The sequence below is a fragment of the Streptomyces sp. NPDC036984 genome (assembly GCF_055607665.1).
The window spans coordinates 380,250-397,859 of record NZ_JBVJRL010000001.1 but is presented as its reverse complement, the minus strand read 5'-3'; the positions used below and the strand labels follow the sequence as shown (position 1 = coordinate 397,859).

Annotated in this window: 16 protein-coding genes and 1 pseudogene; 6 read left to right on the top strand and 11 right to left on the bottom strand. The window is 71.8% G+C overall.

The features are described 5' to 3' along the window. Positions 1–116: 116 nt before the first annotated feature. Genes ACZ7DL_RS01800 through deoC form a run of 3 tightly spaced genes read right to left on the bottom strand, consistent with a single transcriptional unit; the run spans position 117 to position 3,414 of the window. Complete coding sequence (locus ACZ7DL_RS01800) at positions 117–1,025, bottom strand: aldehyde dehydrogenase family protein (RefSeq protein ID WP_470770600.1); 909 nt, start codon at positions 1,023–1,025, stop codon at positions 117–119. Beyond that, positions 1,018–2,448, bottom strand: coding sequence for an aldehyde dehydrogenase family protein (locus ACZ7DL_RS01795; RefSeq protein ID WP_470770598.1), 1,431 nt, complete (start codon positions 2,446–2,448; stop codon positions 1,018–1,020). Before ACZ7DL_RS01795 ends, ACZ7DL_RS01800 begins: the two co-directional genes overlap by 8 nt. A 6-nt stretch (positions 2,449–2,454) precedes the next feature. Continuing rightward, the gene (gene deoC, locus ACZ7DL_RS01790; protein WP_470771182.1) at positions 2,455–3,414 is read right to left on the bottom strand and encodes a deoxyribose-phosphate aldolase; all 960 of its coding nucleotides are present in this window, start codon (positions 3,412–3,414) and stop codon (positions 2,455–2,457) included. A 134-nt stretch (positions 3,415–3,548) separates the two neighbouring features. Between deoC and ACZ7DL_RS01785 the strand changes: the two genes are divergently transcribed. Beyond that, positions 3,549–4,250 (top strand): PH domain-containing protein, encoded by a 702-nt coding sequence (locus ACZ7DL_RS01785; RefSeq protein WP_470770596.1) that lies wholly within the window; start codon positions 3,549–3,551, stop codon positions 4,248–4,250. Between the two features lie 113 nt (positions 4,251–4,363). On the opposite strand, the gene ACZ7DL_RS01780 is transcribed toward ACZ7DL_RS01785, so the two are convergent. From ACZ7DL_RS01780 to ACZ7DL_RS01770, 3 genes are all read right to left on the bottom strand, one after another. Then, a complete protein-coding gene (locus ACZ7DL_RS01780; protein WP_470770595.1) occupies positions 4,364–6,010 on the bottom strand; it encodes a phospho-sugar mutase in 1,647 nt (548 codons plus the stop codon). 556 nt (positions 6,011–6,566) lie between these two features. Beyond that, complete coding sequence (locus ACZ7DL_RS01775; RefSeq protein ID WP_470770593.1) at positions 6,567–7,391, bottom strand: purine-nucleoside phosphorylase; 825 nt, start codon at positions 7,389–7,391, stop codon at positions 6,567–6,569. A 137-nt stretch (positions 7,392–7,528) separates the two neighbouring features. After that, positions 7,529–7,966, bottom strand: coding sequence for a gamma-glutamylcyclotransferase family protein (locus ACZ7DL_RS01770; RefSeq protein WP_470770591.1), 438 nt, complete (start codon positions 7,964–7,966; stop codon positions 7,529–7,531). A 96-nt stretch (positions 7,967–8,062) separates the two neighbouring features. On the opposite strand from ACZ7DL_RS01770, the gene ACZ7DL_RS01765 reads away from it, so the two are divergent. The 3 genes and pseudogenes from ACZ7DL_RS01765 to ACZ7DL_RS01755 all read left to right on the top strand — a co-directional run. After that, positions 8,063–9,511 carry an NAD(P)H-quinone dehydrogenase gene (locus tag ACZ7DL_RS01765; protein WP_470770589.1) on the top strand — a complete coding sequence of 483 codons (1,449 nt, stop codon included), beginning with the start codon at positions 8,063–8,065 and terminating at the stop codon, positions 9,509–9,511. Between the two features lie 166 nt (positions 9,512–9,677). Next, positions 9,678–10,622: a DeoR/GlpR family DNA-binding transcription regulator gene (locus ACZ7DL_RS01760; RefSeq protein ID WP_470770587.1), complete on the top strand. Its 945-nt coding sequence runs from the start codon at positions 9,678–9,680 to the stop codon at positions 10,620–10,622. Positions 10,623–10,662: 40 nt separating this feature from the next. Beyond that, positions 10,663–10,884: pseudogene (locus ACZ7DL_RS01755) on the top strand (hypothetical protein); the annotation flags it as partial. Between the two features lie 184 nt (positions 10,885–11,068). On the opposite strand, the gene ACZ7DL_RS01750 reads toward ACZ7DL_RS01755, so the two are convergent. Next, positions 11,069–12,841, bottom strand: a complete 1,773-nt coding sequence (locus ACZ7DL_RS01750; protein WP_470770586.1) for an acetyl/propionyl/methylcrotonyl-CoA carboxylase subunit alpha — start codon at positions 12,839–12,841, stop codon at positions 11,069–11,071. 379 nt (positions 12,842–13,220) lie between these two features. On the opposite strand from ACZ7DL_RS01750, the gene ACZ7DL_RS01745 reads away from it, so the two are divergent. Further along, positions 13,221–13,790 (top strand): hypothetical protein, encoded by a 570-nt coding sequence (locus ACZ7DL_RS01745; protein ID WP_470770584.1) that lies wholly within the window; start codon positions 13,221–13,223, stop codon positions 13,788–13,790. Here ACZ7DL_RS01745 and ACZ7DL_RS01740 read toward each other — a convergent pair. The 4 genes from ACZ7DL_RS01740 to ACZ7DL_RS01725 form a co-directional block, all read right to left on the bottom strand. Next, the gene (locus ACZ7DL_RS01740; RefSeq protein WP_470770582.1) at positions 13,762–14,379 is read right to left on the bottom strand and encodes a Maf family protein; all 618 of its coding nucleotides are present in this window, start codon (positions 14,377–14,379) and stop codon (positions 13,762–13,764) included. The two genes, ACZ7DL_RS01745 and ACZ7DL_RS01740, sit on opposite strands and share 29 nt — an antisense overlap. A 33-nt stretch (positions 14,380–14,412) precedes the next feature. Continuing rightward, entirely contained in the window at positions 14,413–14,541 is a 129-nt protein-coding gene (gene mmpB / locus ACZ7DL_RS01735; protein WP_470770581.1) for a morphogenic membrane protein MmpB, read from the bottom strand. An 89-nt stretch (positions 14,542–14,630) separates the two neighbouring features. Then, the gene (locus tag ACZ7DL_RS01730; RefSeq protein ID WP_470770580.1) at positions 14,631–14,843 is read right to left on the bottom strand and encodes an acyl-CoA carboxylase epsilon subunit; all 213 of its coding nucleotides are present in this window, start codon (positions 14,841–14,843) and stop codon (positions 14,631–14,633) included. Positions 14,844–14,867: 24 nt separating this feature from the next. After that, positions 14,868–16,481, bottom strand: a complete 1,614-nt coding sequence (locus tag ACZ7DL_RS01725; protein ID WP_470770579.1) for an acyl-CoA carboxylase subunit beta — start codon at positions 16,479–16,481, stop codon at positions 14,868–14,870. A 110-nt stretch (positions 16,482–16,591) separates the two neighbouring features. Between ACZ7DL_RS01725 and ACZ7DL_RS01720 the strand changes: the two genes are divergently transcribed. Continuing rightward, positions 16,592–17,452 (top strand): biotin--[acetyl-CoA-carboxylase] ligase, encoded by an 861-nt coding sequence (locus ACZ7DL_RS01720; RefSeq protein ID WP_470770578.1) that lies wholly within the window; start codon positions 16,592–16,594, stop codon positions 17,450–17,452. Positions 17,453–17,610 lie beyond the last annotated feature (158 nt).

Here is a 17,610-nt window from a genome sequence, read left to right as displayed (position 1 = left end):
GCGGACCGGTTCCTGGGTTCCTTGGTCCGTGGAGAAGCCCCCGGAAGGGGAGGGGGGAACGGCCCCGGCGGCCACAGCGGACCCGCTGGGGCCGACGGCGCAGTTCCCCACGGGACTCAGTAAGAAGACCCCGACGCGCCCAGCGAGCCCGTCGGATGCCACACCGTCTTCGTCTCCAGGAACGCCGTCATCCGGTCGATCCCGGGCGTCTCGAAGTAGTCCACAGCCTGTGGACGCAGGACGCGCTTCAGATTGTCGGCCGCCGCGATCTCCAGCTCCCTCGCCAGCACCTCGTCCGCGCCCGCGAGGTCGATCGCGTTGACGTCCTGGTGCGCGGCCAGCGGCGCCGCGATCTCCGCCGTACGGCCGGACAGGACGTTGACCACGCCACCCGGGACGTCGGAGGTGGCCAGCACCTCGCCCAGCGACAGGGCGGGCAGCGGGGCCTTCTCGGAGGCGATCACGACCGCGGTGTTGCCGGTGGCGATCACCGGGGCCACGACCGAGACCAGGCCGAGGAAGGACGACTCCTGCGGGGCCAGTACGGCGACCACGCCGGTCGGCTCCGGGGAGGAGAGGTTGAAGTACGGACCCGCCACCGGGTTGGCGCCGCCGATCACCTGGGCGATCTTGTCCGTCCAGCCCGCGTACCAGACCCAGCGGTCGATCGTGGCGTCCACGACCGCAGCCGCCTTCGACTTCGACAGGCCCTCCGCGTCCGCGACCTCCCGGACGAACTGCTCCTTGCGGCCCTCCAGCATCTCCGCGACGCGGTAGAGGACCTGGCCGCGGTTGTAGGCGGTCGCGCCGGACCAGCCGCCGAACGCCTTGCGCGCGGCCACGACCGCGTCACGGGCGTCCTTGCGGGAGGAGAGGGGCGCGTTGGCCAGCCAGTTGCCCTTCCCCGCCGCGTCAACGGCTGATGGCTTCGTCGTCACCTCGTACACCCGGCCGCTCTCGGAACGCGGGAACTTCCCGCCGACGTACAGCTTGTAGGTCTTGAAGACGCTCAGACGGTCAGACATCGAGGTATGCCTCCAGGCCGTGGCGGCCGCCCTCGCGGCCGAACCCCGACTCCTTGTAGCCGCCGAACGGCGAGGTCGGGTCGAACTTGTTGAACGTGTTGGACCAGACGACACCGGCGCGCAGCTTGTTCGCGACGGCCAGGATCCGCGAGCCCTTCTCGGTCCAGATGCCCGCGGACAGGCCGTACTGCGTGTTGTTCGCCTTGGCCACCGCCTCGTCCGGCGTGCGGAAGGTGAGGACCGACAGCACCGGGCCGAAGATCTCGTCCCGGGCGATGGTGTGGGCCTGGGTGACGTTCGTGAAGAGCGTCGGGGCGAACCAGTAGCCGCTCTCCGGCAGGTCGCAGGCCGGGGACCAGCGCTCGGCGCCCTCCGCCTCGCCCTGCTCGGCCAGCGCGGTGATCCGGGCCAGCTGCTCGGCGGAGTTGATCGCGCCGATGTCGGTGTTCTTGTCCAGCGGGTCGCCGAGGCGGAGCGTGGACAGCCGGCGCTTGAGGGAGTCCAGCAGCTCGTCCTGGATCGACTCCTGGACCAGCAGGCGGGAGCCCGCGCAGCAGACCTGGCCCTGGTTGAAGAAGATGCCGCCCACGATGCCCTCGACGGCCTGGTCGATCGGCGCGTCGTCGAAGACGATGTTGGCGCCCTTGCCGCCCAGCTCCAGGGTGAGCTTCTTGCGCGTACCGGCGACCGTGCGGGCGATCTCCTTGCCGACGGCCGTGGAGCCGGTGAAGGCGACCTTGTTCACGTCCGGGTGCGCGACCAGCGCGGCGCCCGCGTCGCCGTAGCCCGGAAGGATGTTGACGACACCCTTGGGCAGGCCCGCCTGGCGGCAGATGTCCGCGAAGAACAGGGCGCTCAGCGGGGTGGTCTCCGCAGGCTTCAGCACGACCGTGTTGCCGGTCGCCAGCGCCGGGGCGATCTTCCACGCCAGCATCAGCAGCGGGAAGTTCCACGGGATGACCTGGCCGGCCACGCCCAGCGGACGCGGGTCGGCGCCGAACCCGGCGTGGTCGAGCTTGTCGGCCCAGCCCGCGTAGTAGAAGAAGTGGGCCGCCACCAGCGGGAGGTCCGCGTCGCGGGTCTCCTTGATCGGCTTGCCGTTGTCCAGCGTCTCCAGGACGGCCAGCTCGCGGCTGCGCTCCTGGATGATGCGGGCGATGCGGAACAGGTACTTGGCGCGCTCGGAGCCGGGCAGCGCCGACCACTTCTCGAACGCCTTGCGGGCGGCCTTCACCGCGCGGTCGACGTCCTCGGCGCCGGCCTGGGCGACCTCGGAGAGGACCTCTTCCGTCGACGGCGAGACCGTCTTGAAGACCTTGCCGTCGGCGGCCTCGGTGAACTCGCCGTCGATGAACAGGCCGTACGAGGGCGCGATGTCGACGATCGCGCGGGACTCGGGGGCGGGTGCGTACTCGAATGCCATGGGGGATCAGTCCACCGTCACGTAGTCGGGACCGGAGTAGCGGCCGGTGGCCAGCTTCTGGCGCTGCATCAGCAGGTCGTTCAGCAGCGAGGAGGCGCCGAAGCGGAACCAGTGGTTGTCCAGCCAGTCCTCGCCCACGGTCTCGTTCACCAGGACCAGGAACTTGATCGCGTCCTTGGTGGTGCGGATGCCGCCGGCGGGCTTCACGCCGACCTGGATGCCGGTCTGGGCCCGGAAGTCGCGGACCGCCTCCAGCATCAGCAGGGTGTTCGCGGGGGTCGCGTTGACGGCGACCTTGCCGGTGGAGGTCTTGATGAAGTCGGCGCCGGCCAGCATGCCGAGCCAGGAGGCGCGGCGGATGTTGTCGTACGTCGACAGCTCGCCCGTCTCGAAGATGACCTTCAGCCGGGCGCTGTCCCCGCAGGCCTCCTTCACGGCGACGATCTCGTCGTACACCTTCAGGTACCGGCCCGCGAGGAACGCGCCACGGTCGATGACCATGTCGATCTCGTCGGCGCCGGCGCTGACCGCGTCGCGGACGTCGGCCAGCTTCACGTCGAGGGCGGCGCGGCCGGCCGGGAAGGCGGTCGCCACCGAGGCGACCTTCACGGCGGAGCCGGCGACGGCCTCCTTGGCGGTGGCCACCATGTCGGGGTAGACGCAGACCGCGGCCGTCGCCGGGGCCGTACGGTCCGTGGGGTCGGGGTGGACCGCCTTGGCGCCGAGCGCCCGGACCTTGCCCGGGGTGTCCGCGCCTTCCAGCGTCGTCAGGTCGACCATCGAGATGGCGAGGTCGATGGCGTACGCCTTCGCGGTGGTCTTGATGGAACGGGTGCCGAGAGACGCGGCGCGCGCCTCCAGGCCGACCGCGTCGACGCCGGGCAGCCCGTGCAGGAAGCGGCGCAGCGTGCTGTCGGACGCGGTGACGTCGGCGAGAGCCTGTGCTGTGGGTGCAGAGGTGGGCATGGTCACCAGACGAGCATATCTACGCGCGTAGCGGCTGTACACCCCGGCTGCTCATCCAGGGTGCGGAGATCACGGATGAGCGCCGGTTGCCGGGCGCGTGACCGCGCGGCGGCGGTGTCGTGCAGAATCGGGCCATGACCACCCCGGACCACCCGTCACCCGCGTCACAGCCTCCGGTACCAGCCGCCAAGGACCGGATCTATCGCTCGCCTTTGGGGCTGGCGGGCGGCGTGCTGCTGCTCGTGGTCGTCCTCTGGCTGGGCTTCGACGCGCTGTTCAAGGGCCACGGCCGGACGCCCTGGCTGGCCCTGGCCGGGATGATCCTGGCCGTACCGCTGGTGACCGCCTTCACGCTCCGCCCGGCGGTCTTCGCCAACGACGACCGGCTGCGCATCCGCAACCCCTTCCGGGTGATCACCCTGCCCTGGAGTGAGATCGCCGGCCTGCGCTCCGGCTACTCCAACGAGGTCGTGACCAAGTCCGGCGGCAAGTACCAGCTGTGGGCGATCCCCGTCTCGCTGCGGGCCCGCAAGAAGGCGGCCCACCGGCAGCGGCGGGCGGCGGCGGACGCGGCCCGGGGCGTGACACCGGGCGGCCGGACCGGCGGACTCGCGCCGAGCGGCTTCGGGCTCGGCGGCTTCAGCCTGCGCGGCCCGGACACCGGGCCGACCCGGGCGGCGACCGACCAGATCATCGACGACCTGCGCGAACTGCTGGAGCGCCACGGGGAGACCGAGCAGGCACCGGGCGAGGTCACCGTGCGCTGGGCCTACGAGGTGGCGGCGCCGGCGGTCGCCGGGGCGGTGCTGCTGGCGATTCTGCTGGCTGCGGGATGAGGAGAACCCCGGTGGGATGCCCTGCACGGCACGGCATCCCACCGGGGTCGGCGGCGGGGCGGTGTGCGCGGACGCGACACCCGCCGGACGGCGCCCGGCCCGGGTGAACCGGGTCAGATGCCCGCAGCCGCCGAGAGGTCCCGCTTGACGGCCGCCAACAGCTCGGCCGCGCGGGTGCGGGCGGCCGGCAGACCGGCGTGGCCGGCAACCGGTACGACGACCTCCAGGTAGCACTTCAGCTTCGGCTCGGTGCCGCTCGGGCGGACGATCACCCGGGCGCCGTCGAGGGTGTACCGCAGGCCGTCGGTCGGCGGCAGCGTGTCCGTACCCCGGGTCAGGTCCTCGGCCCGGGTGATGGGCAGGCCGGCCAGCTCCGTCGGCGGCTGCTCGCGCAGCCGGCGCATGGCGTCTGCGATCAGCGACAGGTCCTGGACGCGGACCGACAGCTGGTCGGTGGCGTGCAGGCCGTGCTCCACGGCGAGGTCGTCGAGCAGGTCGAGGAGGGTACGGCCCTCCTCCTTCAGCACCGACGCCAGCTCGGTGATCAGCAGCGCGGCCGTGATGCCGTCCTTGTCGCGCACGCCCTCCGGGTCCACGCAGTAGCCGAGGGCCTCCTCGTAGCCGTAGCGCAGGCCGTCCACGCGGGCGATCCACTTGAAGCCGGTCAGGGTCTCCTCGTACGGAAGCCCCGCCTTCTCGGCGATCCGGCCGAGAAGCGAGGAGGAGACGATCGACTCCGCGAAGGTGCCCCGGGCGCCGCGCCGGACCAGGTGGGCGCCGAGCAGGGCGCCGACCTCGTCTCCGCGCAGCATGCGCCAGTCGCCGCCGTCCCCGACGGCCACCGCGCAGCGGTCGGCGTCCGGGTCGTTGGCGATGACCAGGTCCGGCTCGCTCTCGCGGGCCTGCGCGAACGCCAGGTCCATCGCGCCCGGCTCCTCCGGGTTCGGGAAGGCGACCGTCGGGAAGTCCGGGTTCGGGTCGGCCTGCTCGGCGACCAGCACCGGCGCGGGGAAGCCGGCGCGGGCGAAGGCGGCCAGCAGGACGTCCTTGCCGACGCCGTGCATGGCCGTGTAGACCGTGCGCGCGGTCCGCGGGGAGCCCTCGGCGAGGACGGCGTCCGTACGGGCCAGATAGGCGTCCAGAACCGCGTCGTCCAGGGTCTCCCAGCCGGCGTCCGGGCGGGGTACGTCGTGCAGGGAGGCGATCGCGTCGATCTCGGCGGCGATCTCCGCGTCGGCGGGCGGCACGATCTGGGAGCCGTCGCCGAGGTAGACCTTGTAGCCGTTGTCCCGGGGCGGGTTGTGGCTGGCCGTGACCTCCACGCCCGCGACCGCGCCGAGGTGCCTTATCGCGTAGGCCAGGACGGGGGTGGGCAGCGGGCGGGGGAGTACGGCGGCACGCAGGCCGGCGCCGGTCATCACGGCGGCGGTGTCCCGGGCGAAGTCGGCGGACTTGTGGCGGGCGTCGTAGCCGATGACGACGAGTCCGGCGTCGTCGTCCCCGTGGGGGGTGCCGTTCTTCTTCAGGTATGCGGCGAGGCCCGCGGCGGCGCGGATGACGACGCTGCGGTTCATGCGCATGGGGCCGGCGCCCAGTTCGCCGCGCAGGCCGGCGGTGCCGAACTGGAGAGTGCCGCTGAAGCGGGCCGACAGCTCCGTGACGTCCCCCGCGTCGATCAGCTCGGCCAGTTCCTCGCGGGTCTCCTGGTCCGGGTCCTCGGCGAGCCAGGCCTTGGCCCGGGCGATGAGATCGTCGTGCACCTTGGGATCAACCTCTCCTGTGTTTGCCTGGTCCGGCCGGGGGCTCCGCCCCCAGACCCCCATCCTCCGCCCACCCACCACCCGACTCGGTCGGCTGGAAGGCGGACCGGCGGGCCCACGCCACCGTCCCCGGCAACGTCACCCGCCCAACGCGCCAGGCCCGGGCCGGGCAGCCCGACCACAGACCACGCGCCCCCGACGTGAACACGCGCACCACACCCCGCATGAAGCGGACCGCATCCCGTACGCGCCCAATGAAACGCACACACCCCGCGCGCCCGGTCAGACGCGCGGCACGCGCCCCCGATGAGACGCACACCCCGCACCCGCCCGAAGCCGACCGCAGGCCGCGCCCCGACGTGACAGCGCACCACGGGCACCACGGGCACCACGCGCGCCCACCCGCACGAACCATCACGTCGCGCCCGGAGCGCACAAGCGCACCACGCCATAGCGCCACAGGCGCCGCACCCGTGCCCGGAGTGCACCCGCGTACCGCGCCGAAGCGCCGCAGGCACCACGTCCCCGGTCTGCGGGGGCGTGGTGCCGTGGGTGGTCAGATCCGGCCCAGTACCTGGGTCAGCAGCTGGCCCATGCGGGCTGCCGAGTCGCGGCCCGCCTGGAGGACCTCCTCGTGGTTGAGGGGTTCGCCGGTCATGCCCGCGGCCAGGTTGGTGACCAGGGAGATGCCCAGGACCTCGGCGCCCGCCTCGCGCGCGGCGATGGCCTCGAGGACCGTCGACATGCCGACCAGGTCCGCGCCGATGACGCGGGCCATGCGGATCTCGGCCGGGGTCTCGTAGTGCGGGCCGGGGAACTGGGCGTAGACGCCCTCCTCCAGCGTGGAGTCGATCTCCTTGCACAGGGCGCGCAGGCGCGGCGAGTACAGGTCCGTCAGGTCGACGAAGTTGGCGCCGACGATCGGGGAGGTCGCCGTGAGGTTGATGTGGTCGCTGATCAGCACCGGCTGGCCGGGGCGCATGCCCTCGCGCAGGCCGCCGCAGCCGTTGGTGAGCACCACGGTCTTGCAGCCGGCCGCCACGGCGGTGCGCACGCCGTGGGCGACGGCGGCGACGCCACGGCCCTCGTAGTAGTGCGTGCGGCCCAGGAAGACCAGGGCCCGCTTGTCACCGAAGGAGTACGAGCGGATCTTGCCTCCGTGGCCCTCGACCGCCGGCGGCGGGAAGCCGGGCAGCTCGGTGACCGGGAACTCGGCGTCGGGTGCGCCCAGGGCGTCGACGGCCGGAGCCCAGCCGGAGCCCATCACAAGGGCGACGTCGTGGGTCTCGGCGCCCGTGAGTGCGCGCAGGCGCGCGGCGGCGGCGTCGGCGGCGGCGTACGGGTCGCCCTGGATGTCGTCCGGAAGAAGAGATGCGTTCACGCCGACGAGGGTAACCGGTCTTCGCCTACGCGCGTAGATGACAGAGCCCACGGGTTTTGTGTCCGTTGTCTTGTCGTTTTCCACAAACGGTGGTCGAAAGGGGAGGGAAAACGCAGGCAGGCGGGGGTGGGGCCGGTTCAGCAGGGGCGCTTGCGGAGTTCCATCACATAGTCGTGCGGAGCCCCCGCCGACTCCGCCGCGTCGGCGATCTCGCCCAGATAACGCGCCGAGGGCAGGCCGCCCTCGTAGGCGTTGAGGACGTACGCCCAGGCCGACTCCTCGCCGTCCAGGGTGTGCACGCGCACGCGTACCCGCCGGTAGATCTCCAGCCCCACGCCCTCCCACCGGTCGAGCGACTCCTCGTCCATGGGTGCGATGTCGTACAGGCCCACGAAGACCTGGGCCAGCGGGTCCTCGACGATCGTCGCCAGCGCGCCCTCCCAGCCGAGCTGCTCGCCGCCGAAGGTGAGCCGCCAGCCGTTCAGCCAGCCGGTGGCGCGCAGCGGGGAGTGCGGGGCGCGGCGGGACATCAGGCGCGCGTCGAGGTTGCCGGCGTACGCGGCATAGAGCGACATGGAGAGAGGGTACGGCAGCCGCCCCCTGCGCCTCCGGCGCCCCGGGAGTGACCTCGTGGCGCCCCCGGGCAGTAGCACCTTGAAGCGTGCGGGACAATGGAGTACGTGACTCGGATCGTGATCATCGGTGGCGGACCCGGCGGATACGAGGCGGCGCTGGTCGCCGCCCAGCTCGGTGCGGAGGTGACCGTCGTCGACTGCGACGGTCTGGGCGGAGCGTCGGTGCTGACCGACTGCGTGCCGTCGAAGACGCTTATCGCTACGGCCGAGGTGATGACCACCTTCGACTCCTCCTACGAGGAGCTGGGGATCATCGTCGCCGACGACACCCCGCCGCTGGAGCAGGCGGCCCGCGTGGTCGGGGTGGATCTCGGGAAGGTCAACCGGCGTGTGAAGCGGCTCGCGCTCGCGCAGTCGCACGACATCACGGCGTCCGTCACCCGTGCCGGTGCGCGGGTCATGCGCGGGCGCGGCCGGCTGGACGGCATGCAGGCCCTCGACGGGTCCCGGAAGGTCGTCGTCACCGCCGCCGACGGCACCGAGGAGACCCTCGGCGCCGACGCCGTCCTCATCGCCACCGGCGGTCACCCGCGCGAGCTGCCCGACGCCCAGCCCGACGGCGAGCGCATCCTGAACTGGACCCAGGTCTACGACCTCACCGAGCTGCCGGAAGAGCTGATCGTGGTCGGCTCCGGTGTGACCGGTGCCGAGTTCGCCGGCGCCTACCAGGCCCTCGGGTCGAAGGTCACCCTGGTGTCGTCCCGGGACCGCGTGCTGCCCGGTGAGGACCCGGACGCGGCCGCCGTCCTGGAGGACGTCTTCCGGCGCCGTGGCATGAACGTCATGGCCCGCTCCCGCGCGCAGTCCGCCAAGCGCGTCGGCGACCGGGTCGAGGTGACGCTGGCCGACGGCCGGGTCATCACCGGAAGCCACTGCCTGATGGCCGTCGGTGCCATCCCGAACAGCGCGGGCCTGGGGCTGGAGGAGGCCGGGGTCAAGCTGCGCGAGTCGGGTCACATCTGGACCGACAAGGTCTCCCGGACGACCGCCCCCGGCGTCTACGCGGCCGGTGACGTGACGGGTGTGTTCGCTCTGGCGTCGGTCGCCGCCATGCAGGGACGTATCGCCATGTACCACTTCCTCGGCGACGCGGTGGCCCCGCTGAACCTGAAGACGGTCTCCTCGAACGTCTTCACCGACCCCGAGATCGCGACCGTCGGCTACACGCAGGCGGACGTGGACGCCGGCAAGATCGATGCCCGGGTCGTCAAGCTGCCCCTGCTGCGCAACCCGCGCGCGAAGATGCAGGGCATCCGGGACGGCTTCGTGAAGATCTTCTGCCGGCCGGGCACCGGGATCGTCGTGGGCGGTGTCGTCGTCGCGCCCCGCGCCTCGGAACTGATCCACCCCATCTCGATCGCCGTCGACAACAATCTGACGGTCGAACAGATCGCGAACGCGTTCACCGTGTATCCCTCCCTTTCGGGGTCGATCGCGGAGGTCGCCCGGCAGTTGCACACGCGCAAGGCGAGCGCGGAGGGCTGACGCCCCCGGCCGGGTTCCCGCTGGTCACGTGGAGTCGCGGCGTGTGCGAACGGCATAGTCGGGGCGGATGGGTCCTATACCACTTCCCGCCCCACCATGCGAACAACTTCTGTTATTCGGCGCAAACTGCTGAAACCAGACGGTCGCTGGGGTTACTGTCAGTTTCGTGTTCGCTGCTGAACGTCGCCAATTGATCCTAGAAATGGTGCGAGCGAACGGTGCCGTGTCGCTCCGTGAGCTCGCCCGCGTCGTCCAGACCTCCGAAGTGACCGTACGGCGGGACGTGCGCGCACTGGAGGCAGAAGGACTCCTCGACCGCCGGCACGGCGGTGCGGTACTGCCGGGCGGGTTCACGCGGGAGTCGGGCTTCCCGCAGAAGTCCCATCTCGCGACCGCCGAGAAGACGGCCATCGCCGACCTCGCCGCGAGCCTCGTCGAAGAGGGCGAGGCCATCGTGGTCGGGGCCGGTACGACCACGCAGGAGCTGGCCCGCCGGCTCGCGCGCGTGCCGGGCCTGACGGTGGTCACCAACTCCCTGCTGGTCGCCCAGGCGTTGGCCCATGCCAACCGGGTGGAGGTCGTGATGACCGGAGGCACCCTGCGCGGTTCCAACTACGCCCTCGTCGGCTCCGGTGCCGAACAGTCCCTCCAGGGGCTGCGCGTGTCGAAGGCATTCCTGTCCGGGAGCGGCCTCACCGCAGAGCGCGGCCTGTCCACGTCCAACATGCTCTCGGCCTCCGTCGACCGGGCCCTCGTCCAGGCCGCCGCGGAGGTCGTCGTCCTCGCCGACCACACCAAGCTCGGCACGGACACGATGTTCCAGACCGTGCCGACGGACCTCATCACCCGGCTGGTCACCGACGAGCCACCCGCCCACGACGACCGTGCCGTGACGGAGCTGCAGGCGCTCGCCGACCAGGGGGTGCAGATCGCCGTGGCGGGGGCGAGCGGAAGCCCGGGGGGTGACCAGGTCCCGGCGGCGCGGCGCACTGCCCTGCCGGGACCGCGCAGGGGGCACGTACCGGGCTCCTCCGCCCTCCGCTCGACCACGGGCCTGGGAGAGTCGACGGGCTCCGAACGGGGGCGGGTTGCCGACCTGCGGCGGCGGTAGCGTCCGGTGCCCGTAGGGGCTCGGAAGCGCGAGGGAGGAGTGCGACCGCCTCGGCTGCGAAGCCTTCCGCATGTCCTACGGCTTCCGACCGGCCCGTCCGTGCCTGCCCGACCGGCCCGTCCGTACCTGCCGGCGCACCACGGCAGGTACGACGACCGCGAAGGCGGTCGTGGGGGCCGCACACGGGCGCCCGCCCGGCCGCCGGCCCCCGCGTAGCAGGTGCGCCCTGCGAGGGCGCCAGGCACGCCGTGGCTCTGCCTGAAGGGCCTCGGCTTCTCGGGACGGCCGATCCACCGGCGACGCCGCTCCCCGCCACGACGAACTGCTCCACCGCCTCACCGACCTGACGGCGAATCGTTCCGCCCGTCTGCCGGCGCCGCACAAACGCCACGCCCGGCGGACCGGAAAGCCGGTTCGCCGGGCGTGGGCGGATGGATTTGTCCGGGTCAGTCCTTGATCTCGCAGATCGCCGCGCCCGACGTGATCGACGCGCCGACCTCCAGGTTCAGACCCTTGATCGTGCCCGCCTTGTGGGCGTTGAGGGGCTGTTCCATCTTCATGGCCTCCAGGACGACGACCAGGTCGCCCTCCTTGACCTCCTGGCCCTCCTCGACCGCGACCTTCACGATCGTGCCCTGCATCGGCGAGGCGAGGGTGTCGCCGGAGGCGACCGGGCCGGACTTCTTGGCCGCGCGGCGCTTGGGCTTGGCACCGGCCGCCAGGCCCGTGCGGGCCAGGCTCATGCCCAGGGACGCCGGCAGCGAGACCTCCAGGCGCTTGCCGCCGACCTCGACGACGACCGTCTCACGGCCCAGCTCCTCCTCGGCCTCGGCGTCGGCGGGAGCGGCGAACGGCTTGATCTCGTTGACGAACTCGGTCTCGATCCAGCGGGTGTGGACCGTGAAGGGCGCCTCGGAGCCGGTCAGCTCGGGGGCGAACGCCGGGTCCCTGACGACCGCGCGGTGGAACGGGATCGCGGTGGCCATGCCCTCGACCTGGAACTCGTCCAGCGCGCGGGCGGCCCGCTCCAGGGCCTCCTTGCGGGTGCGGCCGGTCACGATCAGCTTGGCGAGCAGCGAGTCCCAGGCCGGGCCGATGACCGAGCCGGATTCCACGCCGGCGTCCAGGCGGACGCCGGGGCCCGACGGCGGGGCGAACGTGGTGACCGTGCCGGGGGCCGGGAGGAAGTTGCGGCCCGGGTCCTCGCCGTTGATGCGGAACTCGAACGAGTGACCGCGCAGCGGCGGGTCGTCGTAGCCCAGCTCCTCGCCGTCGGCGATGCGGAACATCTCGCGGACCAGGTCGATGCCGGCGACCTCCTCGGTCACCGGGTGCTCCACCTGGAGGCGGGTGTTGACCTCCAGGAAGGAGATGGTGCCGTCCTGGCCGACCAGGAACTCACAGGTGCCCGCGCCCTCGTAGCCGGCCTCCTTCAGGATGGCCTTGGAGGCGCGGTACAGCTCGGCGACCTGCTCGTCGGAGAGGAACGGCGCCGGGGCCTCCTCCACCAGCTTCTGGTGCCGGCGCTGGAGCGAGCAGTCACGGGTCGAGACGACGACCACGTTGCCGTGCTTGTCGGCCAGGCACTGGGTCTCCACGTGCCGCGGCCGGTCCAGGTAGCGCTCGACGAAGCACTCGCCACGGCCGAAGGCGGCCACCGCCTCACGGACGGCGGACTCGTACAGCTCGGGGACTTCTTCGAGGGTGCGGGCGACCTTCAGGCCGCGGCCGCCGCCGCCGAAGGCGGCCTTGATGGCGATCGGCAGGCCGTGCTCCTCGGCGAAGGCGACGACCTCCTCCGCGCCCGACACCGGGTCGGGGGTGCCGGCCACCAGGGGGGCTCCGGCGCGCTGGGCGATGTGCCGGGCGGCGACCTTGTCACCCAGGTCGCGGATGGCCTGCGGCGGCGGGCCGATCCAGATGAGGCCGGCGTCCAGAACGGCCTGCGCGAAGTCGGCGTTCTCCGACAGGAAGCCGTAACCGGGGTGGACGGCGTCCGCGCCGGCTTCGCGCGCCGCGTTCAAGATCTTGTCGATGACCAGATAACTGGTGGCCGGAGTGTCACCGCCCAGGGCGAACGCCTCATCCGCGGCGCGGACGTGCAGAGCGTCCCGGTCGGGGTCTGCGTAGACGGCCACGCTCGCGATCCCGGCGTCCCGGCAGGCCCGGGCCACGCGGACAGCGATTTCGCCACGGTTGGCGATGAGCACCTTGCGCACGATTGAGGCTCCCTCCTTGAAACAAGCCGAGTTTAGGGACTGCCGACACGGCACTTCGACCCGTCCCCAGTGGTGAGCTTGCCCACACGGAGCGTGATTCGAGGCTCGCTCGACCCGCGAAATCCCATGTCGCACCTCGGTACGCAGGACTCCTTCGGGAAACCCTAGCCCTGTCGTGTGGTCAAGGTCTCTGTGAGGGCGTGCTGCGGCCCACTCTGTTTCTTTGTCGAGTCCCTACGAATGGCCCAATGATTCTTTGCCGGCGCCCGAACCCTTGTCCTCGGGTTTACCCGTTAGTAGCGTTCGCGCTGTCTCGAACGTACCTGAGGTAACAGGCTGATGGTGTGAGAGTGGGTGGGGGCCGGTGGTGCGCAGACCGGTGGCAGGGGTCGTGGCGGTCGTCCTCCTGGCGGAGGCCGTCTTCATCGCCGCGCTGAACTGGTTCCTCGGGGTGGTCGTCGACCGGCAGGACATGTCGCTGGCGGGTCTCGACCCGGACGTCATGGCGACGTCCTCGAAGGTCGGCGGGGTGCTCTTCGGGCTCTACTTCGCGCTGTGCGCGCTGGTGGCCGCGCTCGTCGCGCTACGCGACCGGGCCCCGGCCGGCTTCGGCCGCGTCCTGCTGATCAGCATGGCCGTGGTGCACGGGCTGCTCGGCGCCTTCGCCTGGGGCCTGGTCGGCTGGACGGCGTTCCTGTTCATGGTGGTCGTCCTCGGGCTGATCGTGCTGCTCCTGATGACGTACGACCGTGCGGGCGGCCCCGAGCGCGCCGCGGGCGGCGGTGCGCCCGGGGCGGGCGAGGGGCCGGCACAACGGGCGGAGCCGGGCGTGGCCCCCGTCGGCGCCGGCGCGCCGGCGAGCCGTACGGACGAGCCGCAGGACGGGGACGACGAGCCGCAGGACTCCGTCCCCGCCCAGGTCACTGCTCCGGCGACCACAACTCCGTGATGCCCACGCCCAGTTCCGCGAGGAGTCTGCGGACCAGCGGCAGGCTGATGCCGATCACATTGCCGTGGTCTCCCTCGATGCCCTCGATGAACGGCGCCGAACGGCCGTCCAGGGTGAAGGCGCCGGCGACGTGGAGGGGCTCTCCGGAGGCCACGTAGGCGGCGATCTCCGCGTCGCTCGGTTCACCGAACCGGACGACGGTGGAGGCGGTCGCCGACACGTACCGCTTGGCCTCCGTGTCCCACACGCAATGCCCCGTCTGGAGTACGCCGGCCCGCCCGCGCATGGTCTTCCAGCGGGCGGTGGCCTCTTCGGCGTCGGCAGGCTTGCCGAGCGCCTGCCCGTCCAGCTCCAGCACCGAGTCACAGCCGATCACCAGGGCGCCCTGCACCTCCGGCTTGGCCGCCACGACCGACGCCTTCGCCTCGGCCAGGGCGAGCGCCAGCTCCGCCGGGGTGGGTGCGGTGACGGCGTCCTCGTCGACACCGCTCACGATCACCTCGGGGGCGAGGCCGGCCTGCCGGAGCAGGCCCAGCCGGGCGGGGGACTGGGAGGCGAGCACGAGTCGCCTGCGGCGTTTGGCAGTCATGCCGTCAGGTTAGTCAGGGTGTGCCGGGGCGGCTCACCTCAGACCGATGACGATCATGAAAAGGACCATGGCCAGAGCCATGATGAGACCGAGCCGCCGAAGCATGTTCTGCATGTCGCGCAGTTCTTCCGGCGGCTCGTTCTCGGGGTCTGACCACAGCACTCGTTCAGCGTGCGGCCGAGTGGGGGCCGGGCGCCTGAGTACTGCTACTCAAGTTGGTGCCCGGCGCCGTACCGGTCCGTCGGATCCGCCTAGCTCGGCCAATAGGTGCGGGTCCAGGACGCCCGGCCGGGCCGGGGCACGCGCGCCGCCGCGATCCGCGAGGGGTCGGACCACGCGTCCCGCGGGCCGCTCTCCGCGCCGGACGGCACTGCCGCTGCCGCCGCGGCGCGGGCGCGGACCACCGCCAGGGCGGCGGCCAGCTCCTCCGGGGTCGGATTGCCTCGTACGACCTTGATGTTCATGACCGCTCCCAGGGTCCGCGGGGCCTAGAGGGGGATGTTGCCGTGCTTCTTCGGGGGCAGGGATTCCCGCTTGGTGCGCAGCTGACGCAGCCCGCGGACGATGTGGGCGCGGGTGTCGGACGGCATGATCACCGCGTCGATGTAGCCGCGCTCGGCCGCGACGTAGGGGTTGAGGAGGGTGTCCTCGTACTCCCGGATCAGCCGGGCGCGCACCGCCTCCAGGTCCTCGCCGTTCGCCTCCGCCTCGGCGAGGGTGCGGCGGTGCAGGATGTTGACCGCGCCCTGCGCGCCCATGACCGCGATCTGGGCGGTCGGCCAGGCGAGGTTGAGGTCGGCGCCCAGGTGCTTGGAGCCCATGACGTCGTACGCGCCGCCGAACGCCTTGCGGGTGATGACGGTGATCAGCGGGACGGTGGCCTCGGCGTAGGCGTAGATCAGCTTGGCGCCGCGCCGGATGATGCCGTCGTGCTCCTGGCCGACGCCCGGCAGGAAGCCCGGCACGTCCACGAAGGTCAGGACCGGGATGTTGAAGGCGTCGCAGGTCCGCACGAAGCGGGCGGCCTTCTCGGAGGCGTCGATGTCCAGGCAGCCGGCGAACTGCATCGGCTGGTTGGCGACCACGCCGACCGGGTGGCCCTCGACCCGGCCGAAGCCGGTGACCATGTTGGGCGCGAACAGCGCCTGCGTCTCGAAGAACTCGGCGTCGTCCAGGACGTGCTCGACCACCGTGCGGATGTCGTACGGCTGGTTGGCGCTGTCCGGGACGAGCGTGTCCAGCTCCCGGTCCTCGTCGGTGAGGGCGAGGTCGGCCTCCTCGGGGAAGACCGGAGGCTCGGAGAGGTTGTTGGACGGCAGGTACGACAGCAGCTGCTTGACGTACTCGATGGCGTCCTTCTCGTCGCCCGCCATGTGGTGGGCCACGCCGGAGGCCGAGTTGTGGGTGCGGGCGCCACCCAGCTCCTCGAAGCCGACGTCCTCGCCGGTGACGGTCTTGATGACGTCCGGGCCGGTGATGAACATGTGCGAGGTCTGGTCGACCATGACCGTGAAGTCGGTGATGGCCGGCGAGTACACCGCGCCACCCGCGCACGGGCCGACGACCAGGCTGATCTGCGGGATGACACCGGAGGCGTGGGTGTTGCGGCGGAAGATCTCGCCGTACGCGCCGAGGGAGGCCACGCCCTCCTGGATCCGCGCGCCGCCGGAGTCGTTGATGCCGATGACCGGGCAGCCGGTCTTCAGCGCGAACTCCATGACCTTGACGATCTTCTGGCCGTAGACCTCGCCGAGGGCGCCGCCGAAGACCGTGAAGTCCTGGGAGAACACCGCCACCGGGCGGCCGTCGACGGTGCCGTACCCGGTGACGACCCCGTCCCCGTACGGACGGTTCTTCTCCAGCCCGAAGTTGGTCGACCGGTGCCGGGCGAACTCGTCCAGCTCCACGAACGAGTCCTCGTCGAGCAGCAGCTCGATCCGCTCACGGGCCGTCAGCTTGCCCTTGGCGTGCTGCTTTTCGACGGCGCGCTCGGAGCCGGCGTGCGTCGCCTCGTGGATGCGCCGCTGGAGATCCGCGAGCTTCCCCGCGGTCGTGTGAATGTCGATCTCTTGGATCTCGTGACGCTCTTCCGGCTCGGACATCGGGATGCGGCTCCCTGCCTGCTCAAAAGGGGGGACGGTTACTCATTCGTAGAGTAGTGGTGGCGCTACCGATCAGCAGTGCGTCGTTTACCACACCTAGGGTGGCTTGCATGACGCCGCAGAATCCATCAGACGACAGCCGCTGGTCCGACCTGGACCGCCCGCCCCTGAACGCCGCGGCACTGCGGCGCGGGCTGATCCGGGAGGGGGGCCTGTACCGCGAGATCGAGGTGGTGCAGCAAACCGGTTCCACCAACGCCGACCTCGTCGCGCGGGCCGCCGCCGGGGCCGTCGGCGAGGGCGCGGTCCTGGTGGCGGAGGAGCAGACGGCCGGCCGGGGCCGGCTGGACCGCCAGTGGACGGCTCCGGCGCGGTCCGGCCTCATCTTCTCCGTCCTGCTGAAGCCGCGCGAGGTGCCGGTGGCGCACTGGGGGTGGCTGCCGCTGCTGACGGGCGTGGCGGTGGCGACCGGGCTGGCCCGGGCGGCGGGCGTGGACACGGCACTCAAGTGGCCGAACGACCTGCTGGTGACCGTCGGCGGGGAGGAACGCAAGGCCGGGGGCATCCTCGCCGAGCGGGCCGGTGACGACGGCGTCGTCATCGGCGTGGGGGTCAACGTCACCCTGCAAGCGGCGGAACTTCCGGTTCCGCAGGCGGGCTCGCTGGTCCTGGCCGGGGCGCGGGGCACGGACCGGGATCCGCTGCTGCGGGCGGTCCTGCGGTCGCTGGAGGACTGGTACGGGCGGTGGCGGGCCGCGGGCGGCGATGCCGGGGCGAGCGGTCTCCAGGAGACGTACACGGCGGGCTGCGCGACGCTCGGCCGGATGGTGCGGGCGGAGCTGCCGGGGGACCGCGCGGTGGTCGGGGAGGCCGTGGCGCTGGACGGGGACGGGCGCCTGATCATCGCCACGGAGCAGGGCCTTCGGGAGCCGGTGGGGGCGGGCGACGTCGTCCACCTGCGGCCGGCGTAGGCGCCCCGAAGGCGCGCGGGGAGCTGCGCGACCAGCCACAGTGGACCGGTGGCCGGGGGCGCAGCTCCCGGGTGGCCGGCGCAGCACGCCGGTCCGCGCAGCCGGTGCCGGGACGTGCCCCGTCGGCCGAACCCGACGGAGTGAGCTGGCGCACACCT

What these genes read in the sequence shown, in the direction of transcription:
- ACZ7DL_RS01730 (WP_470770580.1), bottom strand. Translation starts at nt 14,843, where the DNA reads ATGAACATCAAGGTCGTACGAGGCAATCCGACCCCGGAGGAGCTGGCC.
- ACZ7DL_RS01795 (WP_470770598.1), bottom strand. Translation starts at nt 2,448, where the DNA reads ATGGCATTCGAGTACGCACCCGCCCCCGAGTCCCGCGCGATCGTCGAC.
- deoC (WP_470771182.1), bottom strand. Translation starts at nt 3,414, where the DNA reads ATGCCCACCTCTGCACCCACAGCACAGGCTCTCGCCGACGTCACCGCG.
- ACZ7DL_RS01800 (WP_470770600.1), bottom strand. Translation starts at nt 1,025, where the DNA reads ATGTCTGACCGTCTGAGCGTCTTCAAGACCTACAAGCTGTACGTCGGC.
- ACZ7DL_RS01785 (WP_470770596.1), top strand. Translation starts at nt 3,549, where the DNA reads ATGACCACCCCGGACCACCCGTCACCCGCGTCACAGCCTCCGGTACCA.
- ACZ7DL_RS01770 (WP_470770591.1), bottom strand. Translation starts at nt 7,966, where the DNA reads ATGTCGCTCTATGCCGCGTACGCCGGCAACCTCGACGCGCGCCTGATG.
- ACZ7DL_RS01720 (WP_470770578.1), top strand. Translation starts at nt 16,592, where the DNA reads ATGACGCCGCAGAATCCATCAGACGACAGCCGCTGGTCCGACCTGGAC.
- ACZ7DL_RS01740 (WP_470770582.1), bottom strand. Translation starts at nt 14,379, where the DNA reads ATGACTGCCAAACGCCGCAGGCGACTCGTGCTCGCCTCCCAGTCCCCC.
- ACZ7DL_RS01765 (WP_470770589.1), top strand. Translation starts at nt 8,063, where the DNA reads ATGGAGTACGTGACTCGGATCGTGATCATCGGTGGCGGACCCGGCGGA.
- ACZ7DL_RS01725 (WP_470770579.1), bottom strand. Translation starts at nt 16,481, where the DNA reads ATGTCCGAGCCGGAAGAGCGTCACGAGATCCAAGAGATCGACATTCAC.